General features: G+C 61.3%; 14 protein-coding genes. 11 read left to right on the plus strand and 3 right to left on the minus strand.

Annotated features, from left to right (window positions below; translation table 11 throughout):
* Positions 1 to 4: 4 nt before the first annotated feature.
* From tolR to folP, 9 genes are all read left to right on the plus strand, one after another.
* A complete protein-coding gene (gene tolR / locus AACL53_RS04260) occupies positions 5 to 454 on the plus strand; it encodes a protein TolR (protein ID WP_339082815.1) in 450 nt (149 codons plus the stop codon).
* Positions 455 to 637: 183 nt separating this feature from the next.
* The gene (gene tolA / locus AACL53_RS04265; RefSeq protein WP_339082817.1) at positions 638 to 1,801 is read left to right on the plus strand and encodes a cell envelope integrity protein TolA; all 1,164 of its coding nucleotides are present in this window, start codon (positions 638 to 640) and stop codon (positions 1,799 to 1,801) included.
* A gap of 86 nt (positions 1,802 to 1,887) precedes the next feature.
* Positions 1,888 to 3,231, plus strand: a complete 1,344-nt coding sequence (gene tolB, locus AACL53_RS04270) for a Tol-Pal system beta propeller repeat protein TolB (protein ID WP_339082819.1) — start codon at positions 1,888 to 1,890, stop codon at positions 3,229 to 3,231.
* A 1,102-nt stretch (positions 3,232 to 4,333) separates the two neighbouring features.
* Positions 4,334 to 4,855, plus strand: a complete 522-nt coding sequence (pal, locus tag AACL53_RS04275) for a peptidoglycan-associated lipoprotein Pal (protein ID WP_339082821.1) — start codon at positions 4,334 to 4,336, stop codon at positions 4,853 to 4,855.
* A gap of 250 nt (positions 4,856 to 5,105) precedes the next feature.
* Entirely contained in the window at positions 5,106 to 5,837 is a 732-nt protein-coding gene (locus AACL53_RS04280; RefSeq protein ID WP_339082823.1) for an OmpA family protein, read from the plus strand.
* Between the two features lie 140 nt (positions 5,838 to 5,977).
* Positions 5,978 to 6,979 carry a tol-pal system protein YbgF gene (gene ybgF / locus AACL53_RS04285; RefSeq protein ID WP_339082825.1) on the plus strand — a complete coding sequence of 334 codons (1,002 nt, stop codon included), beginning with the start codon at positions 5,978 to 5,980 and terminating at the stop codon, positions 6,977 to 6,979.
* Between the two features lie 58 nt (positions 6,980 to 7,037).
* Positions 7,038 to 8,387 carry a tRNA lysidine(34) synthetase TilS gene (gene tilS, locus AACL53_RS04290; protein ID WP_339082827.1) on the plus strand — a complete coding sequence of 450 codons (1,350 nt, stop codon included), beginning with the start codon at positions 7,038 to 7,040 and terminating at the stop codon, positions 8,385 to 8,387.
* A gap of 150 nt (positions 8,388 to 8,537) precedes the next feature.
* Positions 8,538 to 10,490: an ATP-dependent zinc metalloprotease FtsH gene (gene ftsH / locus AACL53_RS04295; protein WP_339082829.1), complete on the plus strand. Its 1,953-nt coding sequence runs from the start codon at positions 8,538 to 8,540 to the stop codon at positions 10,488 to 10,490.
* Between the two features lie 81 nt (positions 10,491 to 10,571).
* Positions 10,572 to 11,675 carry a dihydropteroate synthase gene (folP, locus tag AACL53_RS04300; RefSeq protein ID WP_339082831.1) on the plus strand — a complete coding sequence of 368 codons (1,104 nt, stop codon included), beginning with the start codon at positions 10,572 to 10,574 and terminating at the stop codon, positions 11,673 to 11,675.
* A 39-nt stretch (positions 11,676 to 11,714) separates the two neighbouring features.
* On the opposite strand, the gene AACL53_RS04305 is transcribed toward folP, so the two are convergent.
* The 3 genes from AACL53_RS04305 to AACL53_RS04315 are packed head-to-tail and all read right to left on the minus strand — an operon-like array spanning position 11,715 to position 14,503.
* Positions 11,715 to 13,046, minus strand: coding sequence for an APC family permease (locus AACL53_RS04305; protein ID WP_339082834.1), 1,332 nt, complete (start codon positions 13,044 to 13,046; stop codon positions 11,715 to 11,717).
* A 33-nt stretch (positions 13,047 to 13,079) separates the two neighbouring features.
* Entirely contained in the window at positions 13,080 to 13,568 is a 489-nt protein-coding gene (locus AACL53_RS04310) for a hypothetical protein (RefSeq protein ID WP_339082836.1), read from the minus strand.
* A gap of 26 nt (positions 13,569 to 13,594) precedes the next feature.
* Positions 13,595 to 14,503 carry a ParA family protein gene (locus AACL53_RS04315; RefSeq protein WP_339082839.1) on the minus strand — a complete coding sequence of 303 codons (909 nt, stop codon included), beginning with the start codon at positions 14,501 to 14,503 and terminating at the stop codon, positions 13,595 to 13,597.
* Positions 14,504 to 14,853: 350 nt separating this feature from the next.
* Between AACL53_RS04315 and glmM the strand changes: the two genes are divergently transcribed.
* Both glmM and AACL53_RS04325 read left to right on the plus strand, forming a co-directional pair.
* Positions 14,854 to 16,209 (plus strand): phosphoglucosamine mutase, encoded by a 1,356-nt coding sequence (gene glmM, locus AACL53_RS04320; RefSeq protein ID WP_339082842.1) that lies wholly within the window; start codon positions 14,854 to 14,856, stop codon positions 16,207 to 16,209.
* A 251-nt stretch (positions 16,210 to 16,460) separates the two neighbouring features.
* Entirely contained in the window at positions 16,461 to 17,246 is a 786-nt protein-coding gene (locus AACL53_RS04325) for an outer membrane protein (RefSeq protein ID WP_339082844.1), read from the plus strand.
* Positions 17,247 to 17,388 lie beyond the last annotated feature (142 nt).

Genomic DNA, 17,388 nt, shown 5'->3' on the forward strand with positions numbered 1-17,388 from the left:
GCCGATGGGGATGAGCGTCAAAGCGGGCGGCGGCGGGCGCAGTCGACGGCGCGCGCGGCATATGCCGATGAGCGAAATCAACGTCACGCCCATGGTCGACGTGATGCTCGTTCTTTTGATCATCTTCATGGTTGCCGCGCCCCTTCTGCAGACGGGCATCGACGTCAATTTGCCGGAGTCGAAGGGGCAGGAGATCCAGCCTCCGAAGAAGGACCCGCTGGCGGTCACGGTGAAAGCCAACGGCGACGTTTTTATCGGCGACACCCAGGTTCCGTTGGAGGAACTGGCAACGAAACTGAAGGCCATCGCCGGGAACGGTTACGACGAGACAATCTTCGTGCGCGGCGACAAGGGCGTGAACTACGGGACGGTGATGGAGGTGATGAGCCGCATCAACCAGGGCGGCTTCAAGAAACTTTCGTTTGTCCTCAATGGAGAGAAGGGAGGCTCCTAACACCCGTAATCGCTAAAGGACGATTCGTATGACGAACCATGATGCGCGTCGGCCAAGGAATACGCGAAGCGCTGTGCCGATGCGTCGCTCGAATTGCTCGCTGCCGATGACGCGTTTCCTGGTTCGCCCTGCGGTTCGCCGCCATTGCGCGCGCTCGTACGTGCCGTCTTTCAGAGAAGGTGGGTGCTGACTGTGCCCTTCGGACTTGTTCTGTCCCTCTTCTTCCACGCCTCACTCCTCGGGTGGGCGCTCTTTTCCATGCGCACGACGCCGCCGCTCTCGCCCGATACGCCGGCGATCTCGGCCGATATCATCACACCATCCGAATTCCTGCGTCTGAAGCAGGGCGCTGAGGACGCGAAAAACCTCGAGACCAAGGCGAACGACAAACCGAAGCCCGACGACAGCAAGAACGACACGGCGAAGCCGAACAACGCGCCGCCGCCACCACCTCCGCCGCCCGCCGAAGAGCAGGTCGCAAAGGTCGAGCCGCCACCGGAGCCCGAGCCGCCTCAAGCTGCCGAGCCTCCGCCTCCGCCGCCACCTGCGCCGGCGAAAACCGAGCCGGATCCGATAGCCAAGAAAATCGAAGAACCACCGCCGCCGCCGGAGCCCGCTCCGGGGCCGACGCCTGACGAGAAAAAGCTTCTGGAACAGAAGCTTGATGAAGAGCGCAAGGCCGAGGAGGCCAAGAAGAAGGCTGACGAAGAGGCGAAGAAAAAGGCCGAGGACGAAGCCAAGAAAAAGGCTGAAGAGGAAGCCAAGAAGAAAGCCGAAGACGAGGCGAAGAAGAAGAAGGCTGCCGAGCTCAAGAAAAAGAAACAGGAAGAGGCCAAGAAGAAAGCCGAAGCCGCCAAGAAACAGTTCGATCCGAGTAAGATCGCTTCTCTGCTCGAGAAGTCGCCGGACGATGCTACGCCCAAAGCTCTTCTCGACAAGGACAAGCGGAAGAAGGGGCAGCAGGCGGCAGGCTCAAGCTCGACGGCCACGAACTTCGGCAAGGAAGCCGGTACGCAAACGGGCTCCGATACGGTTCTTTCCGCACGCGAGCAGGATCTCTTGAAGGGCATGCTGAAGTCGCAGCTCAACGGCTGTTGGCGCCCGCCGGGTACGGGCGGCGGCAGCGAGGTTCCGGTCGTCGAGCTGCACTGGGAACTCAATCCCGACGGTACGCTCGTGGGCGAGCCGAGGGTTACTTCGGCGCCATCGACCACGGCGGGGCAAGTTTATGCCGAAGCGGCGCTCAGAGCTGTCAGGATGTGTGCTCCGTTTCGCCTGCCGCCGGACAAGTACGAGGGCGGGTGGAAGTACATCGACTGGACTTTCGATCCGCGTGAAATGTTGTAATCGCCCCAAAGTTGCTTCATTCGACCGCGAAGCGAAACATGGCCTTGGGAATTCCGAATCGCACTGAGACGCATGAGAGACCATTCATGACCTTGAAAGTCCGCCTTAAACGGCTGTTTTCCGTTGCGACGCTCGTCGCCGCTTGCGTCTGGCTCGTTCCAGGCTTGGCGCTCCCTGCGATGGCGCAGCTCAAAGGCACGCAGACGGAAGGCACGATCGCGCCCATCCCGATCGCAATTCCGACCTTCCTCGGCGACGATCAGGAACTCGCGAGCAATATCGCCGCCGTGGTTGAAGCGGACCTCGAACGTTCGGGGCTTTTCCGGCCGCTCGATCATCAATCGTTTCTCGAGCAGGTTCGAGACGTCAATGCTGCGCCGCGCTTCGGCGACTGGCGCTCCATTCAAGCCGATGCGCTCGTCGTCGGACGCGTGGTCAATGCGGGAGACGGCAAGGTCGGCGCAGAGTTCAGGGTCTGGGACGTTGCGGGCGGAAAGCAGCTCGCCGGCCAGCGCTTTTCGACGTCTGCACGCAACTGGCGCCGGATCGGCCACCTCATCGCCGACAGCGTTTATGAACGGCTGACGGGCGAGAAGGGCTATTTCGATACGCGCGTCGTTTACGTCGATGAAACGGGTCCGAAAGAGAAGCGCATCAAGCGTCTCGCGATCATGGATCAGGACGGCGCGAATGTCCGGCTTTTGACGCAGGGCCAAGAGCTTGTGCTGACGCCGAGGTTCTCTCCGACGAACCAGGAAATCACGTACATGTCCTACAGCGGCGGTGGCCAGCCCAAGGTTTTCATCATGAACCTGGAGACAGGCCGTCGCGAACTCGTCGGCGACTTTCCCAACATGACGTTCGCGCCCCGATTCTCTCCCGACGGGCAGCGGGTGGTCATGAGCCTTGGGCGCCCCGATGGCGGCTCCGATATCTACGAGATGGACCTCCGCTCACGGCAGCCGCGGCAGATCACGCGGTCGAACGGCATCGATACCAGTCCAAGCTATTCGCCGGACGGCGGCCAGATCGTCTTCGAAAGCGACCGGAGCGGCGGCAGACAGCAGCTCTGGGTCATGAATTCGGACGGATCGAACCAGCGTCCGATCTCGACGGGCGACGGCAGCTATTCGACGCCGGTCTGGTCGCCACGTGGCGACTATATAGCGTTCACCAAGCAGACGGGCGGCCAGTTCATCATCGGCGTCATGAAGCCGGACGGGTCGGGCGAGCGCGTTCTGACGGAAGGTTACCATAACGAGGGGCCGACCTGGGCCCCGAACGGGCGGGTTCTGATGTTCTTCCGCGAGTCGCAGGGGGGCAATGGGGGTCCGAGAATCTTCTCGGTCGATATCACCGGTTACAACGAGCGAAAGGTCGACACTCCGGCCTTCGCTTCGGACCCCGCTTGGTCACCGCTTCTGAATTAACACCCTATTTACGAATGAAGCCGTCCAATTATTAACGACGCTTCCATCGAGATCAACAAAGATGTGCAATATCAGTATGTTGCACATCTTAACCGTAGTCGCAGAAGTGTTGACTTTTCCCCACTAAGTCCCGTTGCATTTTCGCACCTATTGGCTTGGAAAACTTGGGAATTGCTGCCTCTGTTCTTGATCGGGACGCGCCCTCCCGGTACCCCAGAGTACGGCTTTTGCCGGAATCGTATCAGGAGATATGACCATGCAGGGTGTGAAGGGGCTGATCCTTTTGTCAGCAGTAGTTGCGGCTGTGGCCCTCGGCGCATGCCGCCGTGAGGCTGAGCATACGCCTTTGAAGCTTGGCGGCCCGACCGCTAGCGACCAGGTTGCTCGTTAATTACGAGTACTCTGACTCAAAGGAGACTACCTATGAAAAGCGCATTTGTTCTCGCTACTGTTTTTGTAGCTGTTGCTCTCGGCGCATGCCGGAAAGAAGTTGAGCACCAGCCGCTTAAGCTTGGCGGGCCTGCGGCTTCGGAGCAGGTCGCACGCTAAGTGCTTCTTGTTTGCAAAGTACTGCGTTTTTCATCCTAATCTTCAAGACCGAGTTGTTGGCGACTACCTCGCCACCATCTCGGTCTTGAGCTTTTCTAGAGTGCCGTTTCGCGTTTGAAGTTATGCCGCTGCGTTCCGACGCGCGAGGCGAGCCCTGCCGGTTTGTTCGGCGATCTGCTCGACCGGTCTCTCTGTCTAAGACTGATGTCTACGACCGATTTCCAATCTGCATCGCCGTCCGCATAGGCTCAAAAGCCAAGCGATTTTTGCGCGCGCGTTTAGCGTGGGAAAACATCGAGAAATCTGCTCAAAACCGAATTAGTCGCACGCACACCTCGTATGTCGATGCTAAGAGTTCATGCGAGAAGGGATCGCAGTGGATCCAGAACATCTTGAGCTCGCTTTTGTGGGTTATGGATGGGTCTACAGCGGAATTGGCCATATTTTGGGCTGAACGATTCTCTATGCGGGGATGAAACAGCTATCTCTCTCAGAGGACGAAGCGTGTGCAACTCACGCGAGAGATGAGATCGATACGAAGGGGATTTGCGAAATGATGGCCACGTTTGCGCGGAGCTGGTGTCTGCGCCTTGCCGCCGTTTCGATTCTTGCCGCGACGGTCGGCGCGTGCGCCAACAAGGACATGCAGCCGGACGGGCTGAGTAGCAAGTACGGCAACGCAACCCCCGGTTCTCAGCGCGACTTCACGCAGAACGTCGGCGACCTCGTCTACTTCTCGACCGACTCGGTCGATCTGACGCCGGAAGCTGCGCAGACGCTGTCGAAGCAATCTCAGTGGCTGGCGCAGTACCCGCAATATACGATCACCATCGAAGGCCATGCCGACGAACGCGGCACGCGTGAATACAACATCGCGCTCGGCGCCCGTCGCGCAACGACGGTGCGCAACTACCTTTCCGAGCACGGCGTGAATGGTGCGCGTATCCGCACGATCTCGTACGGCAAGGAGCGTCCGGTCGCGGTTTGCAACGATATTTCCTGCTGGTCGCAGAATCGCCGCGCGCAAACGGTGCTCAACAGCGGCGGCGCTGGCGGCGTGGTTAGCCAGCGTTAACCGTCGCCCTACCGACCCGCTCCCGCGTCGCGCGTAGTTGCGTATCGAAGATTGGCTGTGGCTCTGGAGTTGGCTCAAATAGGCCACACACCCACAGAGCTTTCGAGTAACGCGGTTTCAGCAAAGTTTGGCCTAATTGGACTTCCATAACCAGCGCCCGAGGTTTTCTTTGGTGCGGCGCCGGTATTCGATGTTGAAATTGCGGACTTCCAACGTTTCGGCGGGCGTTCTGTGTGTGGTGCTTGGCCTAATGGCTGTGCTTGCACCTCGGGTTTTTGCTCAGAATCAGGCTGCGGACAGCGAAACGGCCGCTGAGCTCGTCGAAGACGGGCTCGATGCTCTTTCCGATCACGCGGAAGAATCGGGCCGGCGCCTTCTGGCTCGCGTGATCAACGATTTTCCGGGATCGGCAGAAGCCTTCAGGGCGAAGCGTGCCTTGGCCGCGCTTGATCGCGGCGAGAGCACTCCGGAAGAACGTGCAGCGATCAAGGCTGGGCTTGCGGAGCGGGCCGCCGAATACCGGCGCGCGTTTCTTCTCGATGTCGGCGATCGCGTGTTCTTCGCCGAGAATAGCGCGATCCTCGGCGGGCGCGCGCGCAGCATCGTCGAGCGTCAAGCGCACTGGTTGACGGCTCGTCCTGATGTCACAATCGTGGTGATTGGCCGGGCCGACGACGGTGGCGGGCGGAGCGCGGCAGAAATCCTCTCGCTTCAGCGTGCCCAGGTTGTGCGTGACCGGCTCATCGAGGCGGGGATTGCGGAATCACGCATCGAGGTGAAAGCGGCGGGCGAAGCGGACCGTTTGGCTATCTGCGATGGTCCGATGTGCCAGGCGCAGAACCGGAACGCCGAAGTCTTCATCAAGGAATGGCATTTCGACGGAAACTGGTCGAAGTCGGCGATGTCGGGTTCGCCCGCGAAGGGTTCGGTCAGTCCGGTGAGCGTCCGCAGGGCGGATCCGGCCGATTCGGTTTCGCAATGAATCATCGCTCCCCAGTTGATGGGTCCTGCGACCCGGCGTAGGTGGAGGTGCAGACGGCGCTGGGGTAAGCTTCTCCGGACGTCAGGTCATGCAGCGTTAGCGATTTAACATTCGATCGAACATTAGGGGTAGAGCCGGGAATGGCCAAGCTTGCGGGGATCCATCGGAGTGGCGTGCGATTTCAAATCGTAGCGCTGGCGTTCGCCCTAACGGCTGTTCCAGCGCTCGCGCAAACGAGCGACGCGCGGCCGCCGAAAAGCGGTGCGGCAGCAGCGGCTGCTGCTTCCTCGGGTGATGCCGCGCTCAAAGCCCGGGTTCAAGCTCTCGAAGAGCAACTCGTCGATATGCAGGTCGTCGTCGGAACTTTGGAATCGCTTGCCAAAGGCGGCTCAACCGCTGCGCCATTCCCTTCGTCCGGCGGGGCCGTTTCCGCGGACCCTGCGCGAATCGAAGGACTAGAGACGCAGGTCCGTGCGCTCTCGGCGCAAGTGCAACAGCTCTCGGATCAAGTTCGCGGCATGGGTGGCGTACCGCGCCGTTCGGAAATTCAGGGCGGCCCTGAAACCGGCGCAACCGATCACGCGGACGCGGCAGCCGACGGTTTCGGATCGACAACGGTTTCATCGGGCGGCGATGCCATCGGCGGCCTGCTCGACAGTCATGGACAAGCGGCCGAGCCCGATCATGGCGGCGGCGTTGGCGGATTGCCGGCGCCAGTCGCCACGGCCGCGTTGCCTGCCGCTAGCGAGACGAGCGGCGACCCGAAGCAGCTTTACGAGACGGCATATGGCTATTTGCTTCAGCGCGATTACGGCTCCGCGGAAACGGCATTCGGCGATTTTTTAAAGAAGTTTCCGAACGACTCGCTATCGGGAAACGCGCAGTACTGGCTCGGCGAGACTTATTTTGTCCGTGGTCAATACAAGGCGGCGGCTGGGTCGTTCCTGAAGGGCTATCAGACGTATGCGCAAAGCGGGAAGGCGCCTGACAGTCTCTTGAAGCTCGCCATGTCGCTCGACCGGCTCGGGCAAAAAGAGGCGGCGTGTTCGTCTTTTTCCGAACTCGCGACGAAATTTCCGACAGCGCCGCAAAACGTGAAGTCGCGCGCGCAGAGTGAGCGGCAGCGTATCGGCTGCCAATAAAGGAGCGGCGGGCGCGAATTCTCAGCCGAGCTGAATATCTGTGACACGAGGCTCGCAGTTGCCGGTCACCGATGTCGAAGCGGACGCCGCGGTCGAGCGGCTGGCGCGCTTCGGCCACGTCGTGCTTGCCGTCTCCGGCGGTCCCGACAGCATGGCGCTGATGGTTCTCGCGGCGGAATGGCGGGCACGCTCGAAATCGCCGGCGCCGTCCATCTCCATTGCGACCGTCGATCATGGTCTTCGGCCTCAATCGCGTTTCGAGGCCGAACAGGTCGGCGCGGCTGCGCGACGCCTGGATTTGCCCCATGCGATTTTGACCTGGGAAGATGTGAAGCCGCGCACCGGCGTGCCGATGGCCGCGCGGGAAGCGCGTTATCGCCTTCTGGATGAACACGCGCGCGGCTTCGCTGCCGACAGCGTTGCCGTCGCGACGGCTCATCATCTCGATGATCAGGCCGAAACGTTCGCCATGCGGCTGCAGCGCGGTGCGGGAATCGATGGCCTTTCAGGCATGCGGACCGAAAGGCCTATCGCCGAGACGTCTCCGGTTACTCTGGTGCGGCCTCTGCTCGGCTTTGGAAAAGCGCGTCTCGTCGCGACCGTCGCCGCGCGCGGCATTGCCTACGTCGAAGACCCGACGAACATGGATGACCGCTACGAGCGCACGCGCGTTCGTTCGGCGTTGTCCAATTTCCACGATGCGGGATTGTCGCCGCAAGCGCTTGCCACATCGGCGCGCCGCCTTGGTGATGCGCGCGATGCGCTCGTCTATGCCGAAGAGCGTTTCATTGCGTCGCTCGCGCTTTCGTTCGGCAATGAGATCTTCGCGACGCTGGACCGGCGCGCTTTTGACGACGGTCCGGCCTACCTGCGGCAGAAGGTGTTGGCGGGTCTCATCGCTCGCTATGGAGGCGATAGTCCGGAGCCGAGGTTATCCGAAATCGAGGTCCTGGCGGCGCAGCTGCAACGGAATGGGAAGGCGGCTACAACTATCGGTGCCACGCTGGGTGGCGCGATGATCTCGGGAGGGCCCCGCTTCATTCGCATCTGGCGGGAGGCTGGCCGTCTCGATCAGACGGCGATCGAACTTCGACGTGGAGATGTCCGCGTTTGGGACAGTCGATTTGTGCTGCGCTGGTCTGCGAAAACCGGGGACCGAGGGTCGCAGGCAGGTGGCGCCTCCGTCATTACCGTCAAACCACTGGGGCCGGCCGCATACCGGGCGATCCTGCCGCGGCTTCGCGAGCGTATGCTGCCACCCGCGCGTGCGTCGGCGGCGCTCCCGTCATTTTGGGCGGGAGAACAATTCGTTGCAGCGCCCTCCCTCGCGCCGTTTGCCCTGGCGGGGGCTGAGCCGCTCGACCCCGCCGGCTTTAATCTTACCCCGTTGGCAACGAGTACATTTTAAGGATTTGTGCGTATTGTAGCGCTCGGAACCTGCGTAAACGCGCAACTTGTGCGGAGATGGGCCGCCACCTATGTTAAGCTCTCACTTTGGGGGCAGCAGTGCCGCCGAGCACGCGCCATTTTGGTGCCGATGGCGCCATCAAGGAAACCAATGAACCCGAATTATCAGAAACTTGCGATCTGGGCGGCGTTGTTCGTCCTATTGCTGGCACTCTACAATCTGGTCAGCAACCCGAGCACGACCCGCCGGACGAACGAAATTCCGTATTCGGAATTTCTAGATGCCGTCGATAAGGGTAACGTGTCGGATGCCATGATCGCGGGCAACCGCATCACCGGAACGAAAAAAGACGCAAGCTCGACTGATGCGGCGTTCTCGACTTACGCTCCGGAAGACCCGAACCTCGTGACCCGCCTGCGCGAGAAGGGTGTGAAGTTCAAAGCGCGGCCTGCCGAGGATGAAGTGCAGTCGATCACAAGCATTCTTCTGAGCTGGTTTCCGATGCTTCTGCTCATCGGCGTGTGGATCTTTTTCATGCGCCAGATGCAGTCGGGCTCCGGCCGAGCAATGGGCTTCGGCAAATCTCGCGCGAAGCTCCTGACGGAGCGGCACGGCCGCGTCACGTTCGAGGACGTTGCAGGCGTCGACGAAGCGAAAGCCGATCTCGAGGAGATCGTCGAGTTTCTTCGCGACCCGCAGAAATTCCAGCGGCTCGGCGGGCGCATTCCGCGTGGCTGCTTGCTGGTCGGCCCTCCCGGCACCGGTAAGACGCTCATCGCGCGCGCCGTTGCCGGCGAAGCCAATGTGCCGTTCTTCACGATCTCGGGCTCCGACTTTGTCGAGATGTTCGTCGGTGTCGGTGCAAGCCGCGTGCGCGATATGTTCGAGCAGGCGAAAAAGAACGCGCCTTGCATCATCTTCATCGACGAAATCGATGCCGTCGGCCGTCATCGCGGCGCCGGTCTTGGTGGCGGCAACGACGAGCGCGAACAGACGCTCAACCAGTTGCTGGTCGAGATGGATGGTTTCGAAGCGAACGAAGGCATCATCATCATCGCGGCGACGAACCGTCCCGACGTGCTCGATCCGGCGTTGCTCAGGCCTGGCCGTTTCGACCGCCAGATCGTCGTTCCCAATCCGGATGTGGTTGGGCGCGAGAGAATTCTGCGCGTTCACATGAAGAAGGTGCCGCTTGCACCCGACGTCGATCCGAAGGTCATTGCTCGCGGAACCCCTGGGTTCTCGGGCGCCGATCTCGCGAACCTCGTCAACGAAGCGGCGTTGCTTGCCGCGCGACGCAACAAGCGGCTCGTGACGCAGGCGGAGTTCGAAGATTCCAAAGACAAGGTCATGATGGGCGCCGAGCGCAAGACCATGGCCATGACCGAGGAAGAGAAACTCGCGACTGCCTATCACGAGGCGGGCCACGCGATCGTCAATCTCGTCGTGCCGGGCAACGATCCCCTGCACAAGGTGACGATCATTCCGCGTGGCCGGGCGCTGGGCGTAACGATGAGTTTGCCGGAGCGAGATCGCCTCAGCTATTCGAAGCAGTGGTGCGAAGGCAAGATCGCGATGGCTTTCGGCGGCCGTGTCGCCGAGCAGATCATCTATGGCCGCGAGCATTTGAATACGGGTGCTTCGAGCGACATCAGCCAGGCGACGAACATCGCCAAGAAGATGGTGACGGAGTGGGGCATGAGCGACAAGCTCGGGCCGCTGCTCTACTCGGAAAACCAGCAGGAAGTGTTCCTCGGTCATTCGATCACGCAGCAGAAGAACATGAGCGAGGAAACAGCCCGGCTCATCGACGAGGAAACCCGTCGCATCGTGACGACGGGCGAGAAGATCGCTTGGGAAGTGCTGACGCAGCACAAGGGCGAGCTCGAGGCGATGGCTCAAGCGCTGATGGAATACGAGACGATCAACGGCGACGAGTGCAAAGCGATCATGCGTGGCGACAAGATCGTGCGTCCGTCGGACGATGACGGCAGCAAGGGTCCGGCTGGCTCGGCCGTTCCGTCTGCAGGCCGGCAGCCGCCGCGGCCAAGGGGCGAGCCTAAGGGCGGGATCGACATCGAGCCCGAACCGCAGCCGCAGTAATCGTTGGACGAATCGTCCTCAAATTTCCTGGCGGCCGCGATAATATCGCGGCCGCTTTTTCGTGAGTGGAATCCAATCGAAATGAAACGATCAGTCTACCTGCAGCCTAGTGCGATTTTCTGGGATCGGAGTTCGCGGCGTGCGGTCGATGAGGCCGAGATTCCGGAATGGAAGGGATTGCCGCTTGCGGGCAGCCGTCTTTCGTTCGCGGCCCTCGATGTCCTGACGCGCGCTTCGCCTGAAACGAAACGGCGGACGGTCATTCTCGGAGACGCGTTCAGCGGCGATTGGGGACGCGAGGCGTTATCGGCCGCCGATATTCTTAAGGAGTTATCGGAACCTCGTGCGCGGGTTGCCGGACTGTCGCTCGAGCGCCCTCGCATCATGGGCATCATCAACGTCACGCCGGACAGCTTCTCGGACGGCGGCCAGTTCGCGACCACTGAGACGGCAATCGCACAGGGCCTGAGACTTGTCGAAGAAGGTGCGGACATTCTCGACATCGGCGGCGAGAGCACGCGGCCGAATTCCGATACGGTGGCGGTTGATGAAGAATTGCGCCGGGTCATTCCCGTCGTCGAAGGACTGCGCGCCAAAACCGATGCGGTGATCTCGGTCGATACGCGGAAGGCCGAGGTCATGCGGCGCGCGGCGGCAGCGGGTGCCGACATTCTCAATGACGTCTCGGCGTTCACGTACGACGCGGAAGCCTTGGAAGTTGCGGCCGAGACCGGGCTGCCGATCATTCTGATGCATGCGCAGGGTGATCCGAAGACGATGAACGAAAATCCGCAGTACGAAGACGTCGTCCTCGATGTGTTCGATTATCTCGAAGGCCGCATTCAGGCCTGCGTCGCTGCCGGTATCCCGAAGGCGAAGCTCGTCGCCGATCCGGGCATCGGCTTCGGCAAGCACCTTCATCACAACGTTGCCGTGATGGCGGGGCTGTCGCTCTATCACGGCCTCGGCGTTCCGCTGCTTCTCGGCGTCAGCCGAAAGAAGATGATCGGGCAACTCTGCAACGTGGAAGACGCGAAAGACCGGGTGCCCGGGTCGCTGGCTTGCGCTATCGCGGGCATTGCCGCGGGCGTGCAGATCGTGCGCGTTCACGACGTCAAGGAAACGAAGCAGGCCATAGAAGTTTGGCGCGCTTGCGCGGCGGGTACGGAGAAGGGGCTCGACTGATCGGCCCTGAACCGAGGCGGGGGAACGCTGCGCCTCGCGCTATCGGTTCGTCAGCTTCATCATCCGAAGGACGAGGTAGAAGCCGAGAATTGCCGCGAGAAGCGCGCCTGCGACGGCCGGGGCGCGCCAATCGGTGCTCGCCACGCGGGTGATGAGCAGCGCTGCACAGACGACGACGCCGGCGATCGGCAGGATCAAGGGAATCTCGAATTGCCCCGGCGCTTCGCCCGTCCGGCGTTTCAACACGATGAGCGACGCGTTGACGGCGATGAAAACGATCAGCAGCAACAGCACGGTCGCGGCGGCGAGATCGGCGATTTCTCCCGCCATGATCAATAGGAGCAGCAGCGCGAAGAGAAGCCAGATCGCGACGTGGGGCGTTCTTCGCGTCTGGTGCACGCGTCCCATGAAGCCTGGCAGAAGCCCCTGTCCGGACATGCCGTAGATCAGTCGGGATGCCGTCACGTAGTTGACGAGCGCGGTGTTCGCCACCGAAAAGAGCGCGATGAAGCTCATCAGCCCGGCCGGCATGTCGGGGAGGGTACGCTGCATGACGGCTGTCAATGGACTCGGCGCTGCGGCGAGTTCCTGCCACGGCAAGACCGACACCGCCGTTATCGAGACAGCCACATAGAGGACCGCCGCAGCGAGCGTCGCGATGACGAGGCCTCGCGGGATCGTGCGCGTGGGATCTCTGCATTCCTCGGCGACGTTGACGGCATCTTCAAAGCCGATGAAGGCAAAGAACGTGAGCACGGATGCCTGAAGCACGATGAGAGGCAGTCCGAAGTCGGCGCGGTCCGGCGGCGTTTCGAAGTAGTTGACCGTGCCCCAATAGGACATGCCCGACGCGATCACGAGGAGGAGCCCCGAGACCTCCATCAGCGTGCAGACGACGTTGACCCACATGCTTTCGCGGATGCCGCGAAAGACGATGCCACTGAGGATCAGGAGAAAGCCCGCCGCAAGGGCGGTTGGCGGCAAGGCATCGAGCCCCGTCATGTCGGCGAGGATCGCCGCGAAGATCTTCGACTGGGTCGCGATCGATGTCAGTCCGGACGCGACGAGAGCGAGGCCGATGGTGAAGCTGAGACTTGGACGGCGAAACGCTCGGTCGGTGACGTACGCAGCGCCGCCAGCGCGGGGGTAACGCGAGCCGAGCGAGGCATAGGATAGCGATGTCAGCAGGGCTGCGACGAGTGCGACGAGGAATGCCAGCCAGACGGCAGATCCGGCTTCGCCGGCCGCTTTGCCGATGAGGCCGTAGATGCCCGATCCGATCATGCTGCCGAGCGCATAGAGCGCCAGCTGAGTCGTTCCGATGGAGCGGCGGAGGCTCGGCTGCTTTGCGTCAGTCGGCGCTTCGGCCACCACGTCGCGTCCTTGTTGTTCTGAAAGGGCTTATCAGCTTGCCGCGGCTTTGCGGTCGGCAAGGCGGCGCTCGACGCCTGCGATGATGGCCTTGCGAATGTCGTCAGTCCGCTTCACGGACGCCTCGACCGGAACGTGTTGCGCTTCGGCGAAGGCGCGCAGATTTTCCGCCGATTTGATTTCCTGAAGGCGCGTCATCAGTCCTTCGCGGCCATGCTTCGAGAGCGTGACAAGGGCGGAGAAGCGGTAGGGATTGAAGTTCTCGGCGCGGTCGTGCCGGTCCTGCGCTTGGGCCGGGGCTGCTGCTTTCCTGGTCTTCCGGGCCTCGACGGCGGGCTCTTCGGCCAACGCTTCCGGTACGTCCGAAGGCATCTCCCGAACGAGCATGCGGTTGACCGCTTTCGTCAGCGCGAGCGCGAGCCGTTCGGCCGCTTCGCCCTCGAGCGCCGTTTCACGCCGGATGTGGGCGCGAAAGAACGTCGCCATTTCGTCGCCGGGCCAGAGCTGTTTGCCTTTGCTCATGTTCGACGTTTTCTCACGTTCAACAGTTAAGAGACAGAAACTTTGGCTTTCTTCTTCGCCGCCACAGTTTCAACCAGGCGGGCGATTTCCTGATGAAGCTCTTTGACGTCGCCGGCGGCATCGGAATACTTCACTTCGATCGTTCGCAGTTGACCGATGTAGTCGAAGGCATTGGCGATGCCATTCCTTTGCGGCAGGAATGTCTCGAGCACCGGATGCACGAGGCTTATTTCCTCGATCATCATATAGTCCCGGTCGTCGTTGCGCACGTAGTTTGCGAGGCAGACATAACGCCTGTCCTCAGCCGGCATCGCGGCCAAGTCGTCGAGATTGCGCATGTCCTCGATCAGCATGGCGACGCGATCGACGGCGAGCTGCGAGACGTAATCGGGCCGGAACGGCACGATGACTTTGTCGGCCGTCTTAAGGGCCGCGAGCGCCGCGAACGAGAGGCCCGGCGCGCAGTCGAGAATGACGACGTCGTAATCGCCTTCGAAGCGGCGGATGAGGCTTTCCATGCGGCCGCGAACGCGGTTCGCGACGACTTCCGGCACGTTGCTCTGGCTTGCCTGCTTCAGGTAGAGTTCGCCCTGGATGTCCTCCAGGAGGAGCGAACCGGGGACGAGCGAAATCGGGGCCGGTTTGCCGTTTGCCAGGGAAACATCGCCCACGTTCTTGGCGACGTAGTCACGGGCGTTGGCGGGAATGCCGTCGAAGAGGTCGTAGAAGTAGTCGGCGATGGTCTTGCCGGCCTTACGGGCTTCATTCCAGCCCTGGCCGCCCATCAGGATCAGTGATGCGTTGCACTGAGAGTCGAGGTCGATCAGCAGGACGCGCTTGCCCCCGTAGACAGCGAGCCCGTGCGCCAGCATCACCGAGCAAGTGGATTTGCCGACGCCGCCCTTGCGGTTAGCGACCGCTAGAAAGACTGCCATAAGTCGATACCCCTCAGATTGCGCTCGCTAAACGACATTCCCCTGAAGCGCGCGCTACATCAATAGCCGACCTATGGGCCGATTCCATGACCCGGTCCAACACGGGTCTCAAAAGCACACAATGTGAAAAGACGGGATGCGCCCGTGCAACCCTTAGTGGAATTCGGTGTAAAATTTGCGGCAATTCAACCAACGGAATGGAATGGTAGTGTTCGCTCGGGCATCTATGCTCTCTAAGGGGACGGCGAAGCACGCCGCAGGCGATCGCCTAGTGCTTGCTGATATTTTTTCGGATCGTCGATTTGGGCCAGTCGCGCGCAATCACCGGTCCGGCACGACGGGAGGTTAGCATGACACGCCGCTATTTCGGTACGGACGGCATTCGCGGTCTCGCCAACACGCATCCGATGACATCGGAGATTGCGTTGAAGGTCGGGATGGCGGCCGGAACCGTTTTCCGGTCGGGCACACATCGCCACCGCGTCGTGATCGGCAAGGACACGCGGCTTTCCGGCTACATGCTGGAAGCGGCGCTCATGTCGGGTTTCACGTCGGTTGGGATGGACGTGTTCCTCCTCGGACCGATGCCGACGCCGGCCGTCGCCATGTTGACGCGGTCGCTGCGCGCCGACCTCGGCGTGATGCTGTCGGCTTCCCACAATCCTTCCAACGACAATGGGATCAAGCTCTTCGATCCGGACGGCTACAAGTTGTCGGACGAGATGGAGAAGCAGATCGAAGATTTGATCGATGCCGACAGCAAAGCCCTGCTCGTCGACGCCGATCGCATCGGGCGGGCGACGCGGGTCGAGAGTGCGCAGGAGCGGTATATCGAATTCGCCAAGCGCACGATGCCGAAGCAGCTGCGCCTCGCGGGCCTGCGCATCGTCATCGATTGCGCGAACGGCGCCGGATACAAGGTTGCGCCGGAAGCGCTGTGGGAACTTGGCGCCGAGGTCATCAAAATCGGCGTCGAGCCTAACGGCCGCAACATCAATTTGAATTGCGGTTCGACGTCGCCGAAGGCGCTCGTCGAGAAGGTTAAAGAGCTTCGCGCCGACATCGGCATCGCGCTCGACGGCGACGCAGACCGCGTCGTGATCGTGGACGAGAAGGGCGACATCGTCGATGGCGATCAGCTCATGGCGGTGATCGCGGAAAGCTGGCACCGGACGGGCAAGCTCGCGGCTGGCGGTATCGTTGCGACGGTGATGAGCAACCTCGGCCTCGAGCGCTACTTGCGCTCGATCGGGTTGACGCTCGCGCGGACGCCGGTCGGGGATCGTTACGTCACCGAGCATATGCGCAAGCACGGGTTCAATGTCGGCGGCGAGCAATCGGGGCATATCGTGCTGTCCGATTTCACGACGACGGGCGACGGATTGGTCTCTGCACTGCAGGTTCTGGCGTGCGTCGTCGCCACGGGGAAGACGGTGTCGGAAGTTTGCAATCGCTTCCAGCCGCTGCCGCAGATTTTGCGAAACGTGCGGTACGCCAGCGGGCATCCCCTCGAGGATACGCGGGTCGTCAAGGCCATCGAAGGCGCGAAAGCGAAGCTTGGAGAGAATGGCCGTCTCGTTATTCGGCCTTCGGGCACGGAACCTGTCATCCGTGTGATGGCGGAAGGTGACGACGAGAAAGTCGTGTCAAGCATCGTCGGCGACATCTGCGACGCGGTTAAGTCGGCGGCGGCAGCGGCGGCGTAAGCTCGCTTACTTTCAGATAGCAGCGGTCAATTTGCAGCGGGAGAACCGCGGCTTCGGCGTGGGACGCCGGGCTGCGCCTGATCATCCGTGTGCGCATTACGTTAACTTCTCATTAGGACTTTGGCTTGTGCTCCGGCGTGTCAGATTTTGACGCCGATTAAGCTCCCCTTAAACCTTATTGGTAATATTCGGGACGGGTTTTAGTACCGGCCCGCCGCATCGCGCCGAGCCGACACCGGAAGGGAAGACACATGCTTTTTACGCGCAAAGTACTCGTTCTCAGCGCGGCACTCGTTCTCGGCAGTGCTCTGGGTGCGTCGGCTGCTGACCTTGGCAGCACCAGTCTCAAGGATGCTCCGATCATGGAGGCCATGCCGGCTGCGTCGGCTGGTTGGTATGCCCGCGTCGACGGCGGATACAATTGGTTTGGCGGTCCTTCGCTGAGCTTCGACGGTCTCGAGACGAGCGGCTCGAAACAAGACGGCGCGTGGAGCGTCGGTGGCGGTATCGGCCGCTATTTCGGACGCGGCTTCCGCGGCGATATCACGGTCGATCATATCTTCGACTCCACCACCGAAACGACCCTTGTGGGCGCCGGCACGTCGAAATTCGACGTAAGCAGCACAGTCGTTCTCGCCAACCTCTATTATGATTTCAATCGCGGCGGCCGCTTCATTCCCTACATCGGGGCGGGCATTGGCTACGCGCATAACAGCACGTCGTCTGGCACGTTCTCGGATTGCGTCTGTACGACGGAATTCGACGGAAAGTCGAAGGACAATTTCGCGGCAGCGGCAATGGCCGGTGTCTCGTGGCGCATCCGCGGCGGTCAGACGACCTACGTCAGCGGCATGAAGGATGAGCCGGTTGCGGTCAGCTCGGGCAACGCGCTCTACCTCGATTTCGGATACCGGTTCCTTTATCTGGGCGACGCTGAAACCGCTGCATATACGGCTGACACCACGACATCAGAGGAAAAGCTGAAGAGCATCACCGCGCACCAACTCCGCGTCGGCCTTCGGTACGACCTGAACTGAGCGATTGTCAGGGGCGCCTGTCGCGCCCTCGAGAAGAATTGGAATCAGGGGCGTAGCGCCTGTTTCCGCCCGGAATGCCAAAGGTGTGGTTTGTTGTGCGTGTTTCGCGTTCGTGTGTCCTCCCCGTGAAGCGTAGTGGGCT

It is taken from the genome of Hyphomicrobium sp. ghe19, from assembly GCF_902712875.1.
In the GTDB taxonomy this organism is placed as follows: domain Bacteria; phylum Pseudomonadota; class Alphaproteobacteria; order Rhizobiales; family Hyphomicrobiaceae; genus Hyphomicrobium_B.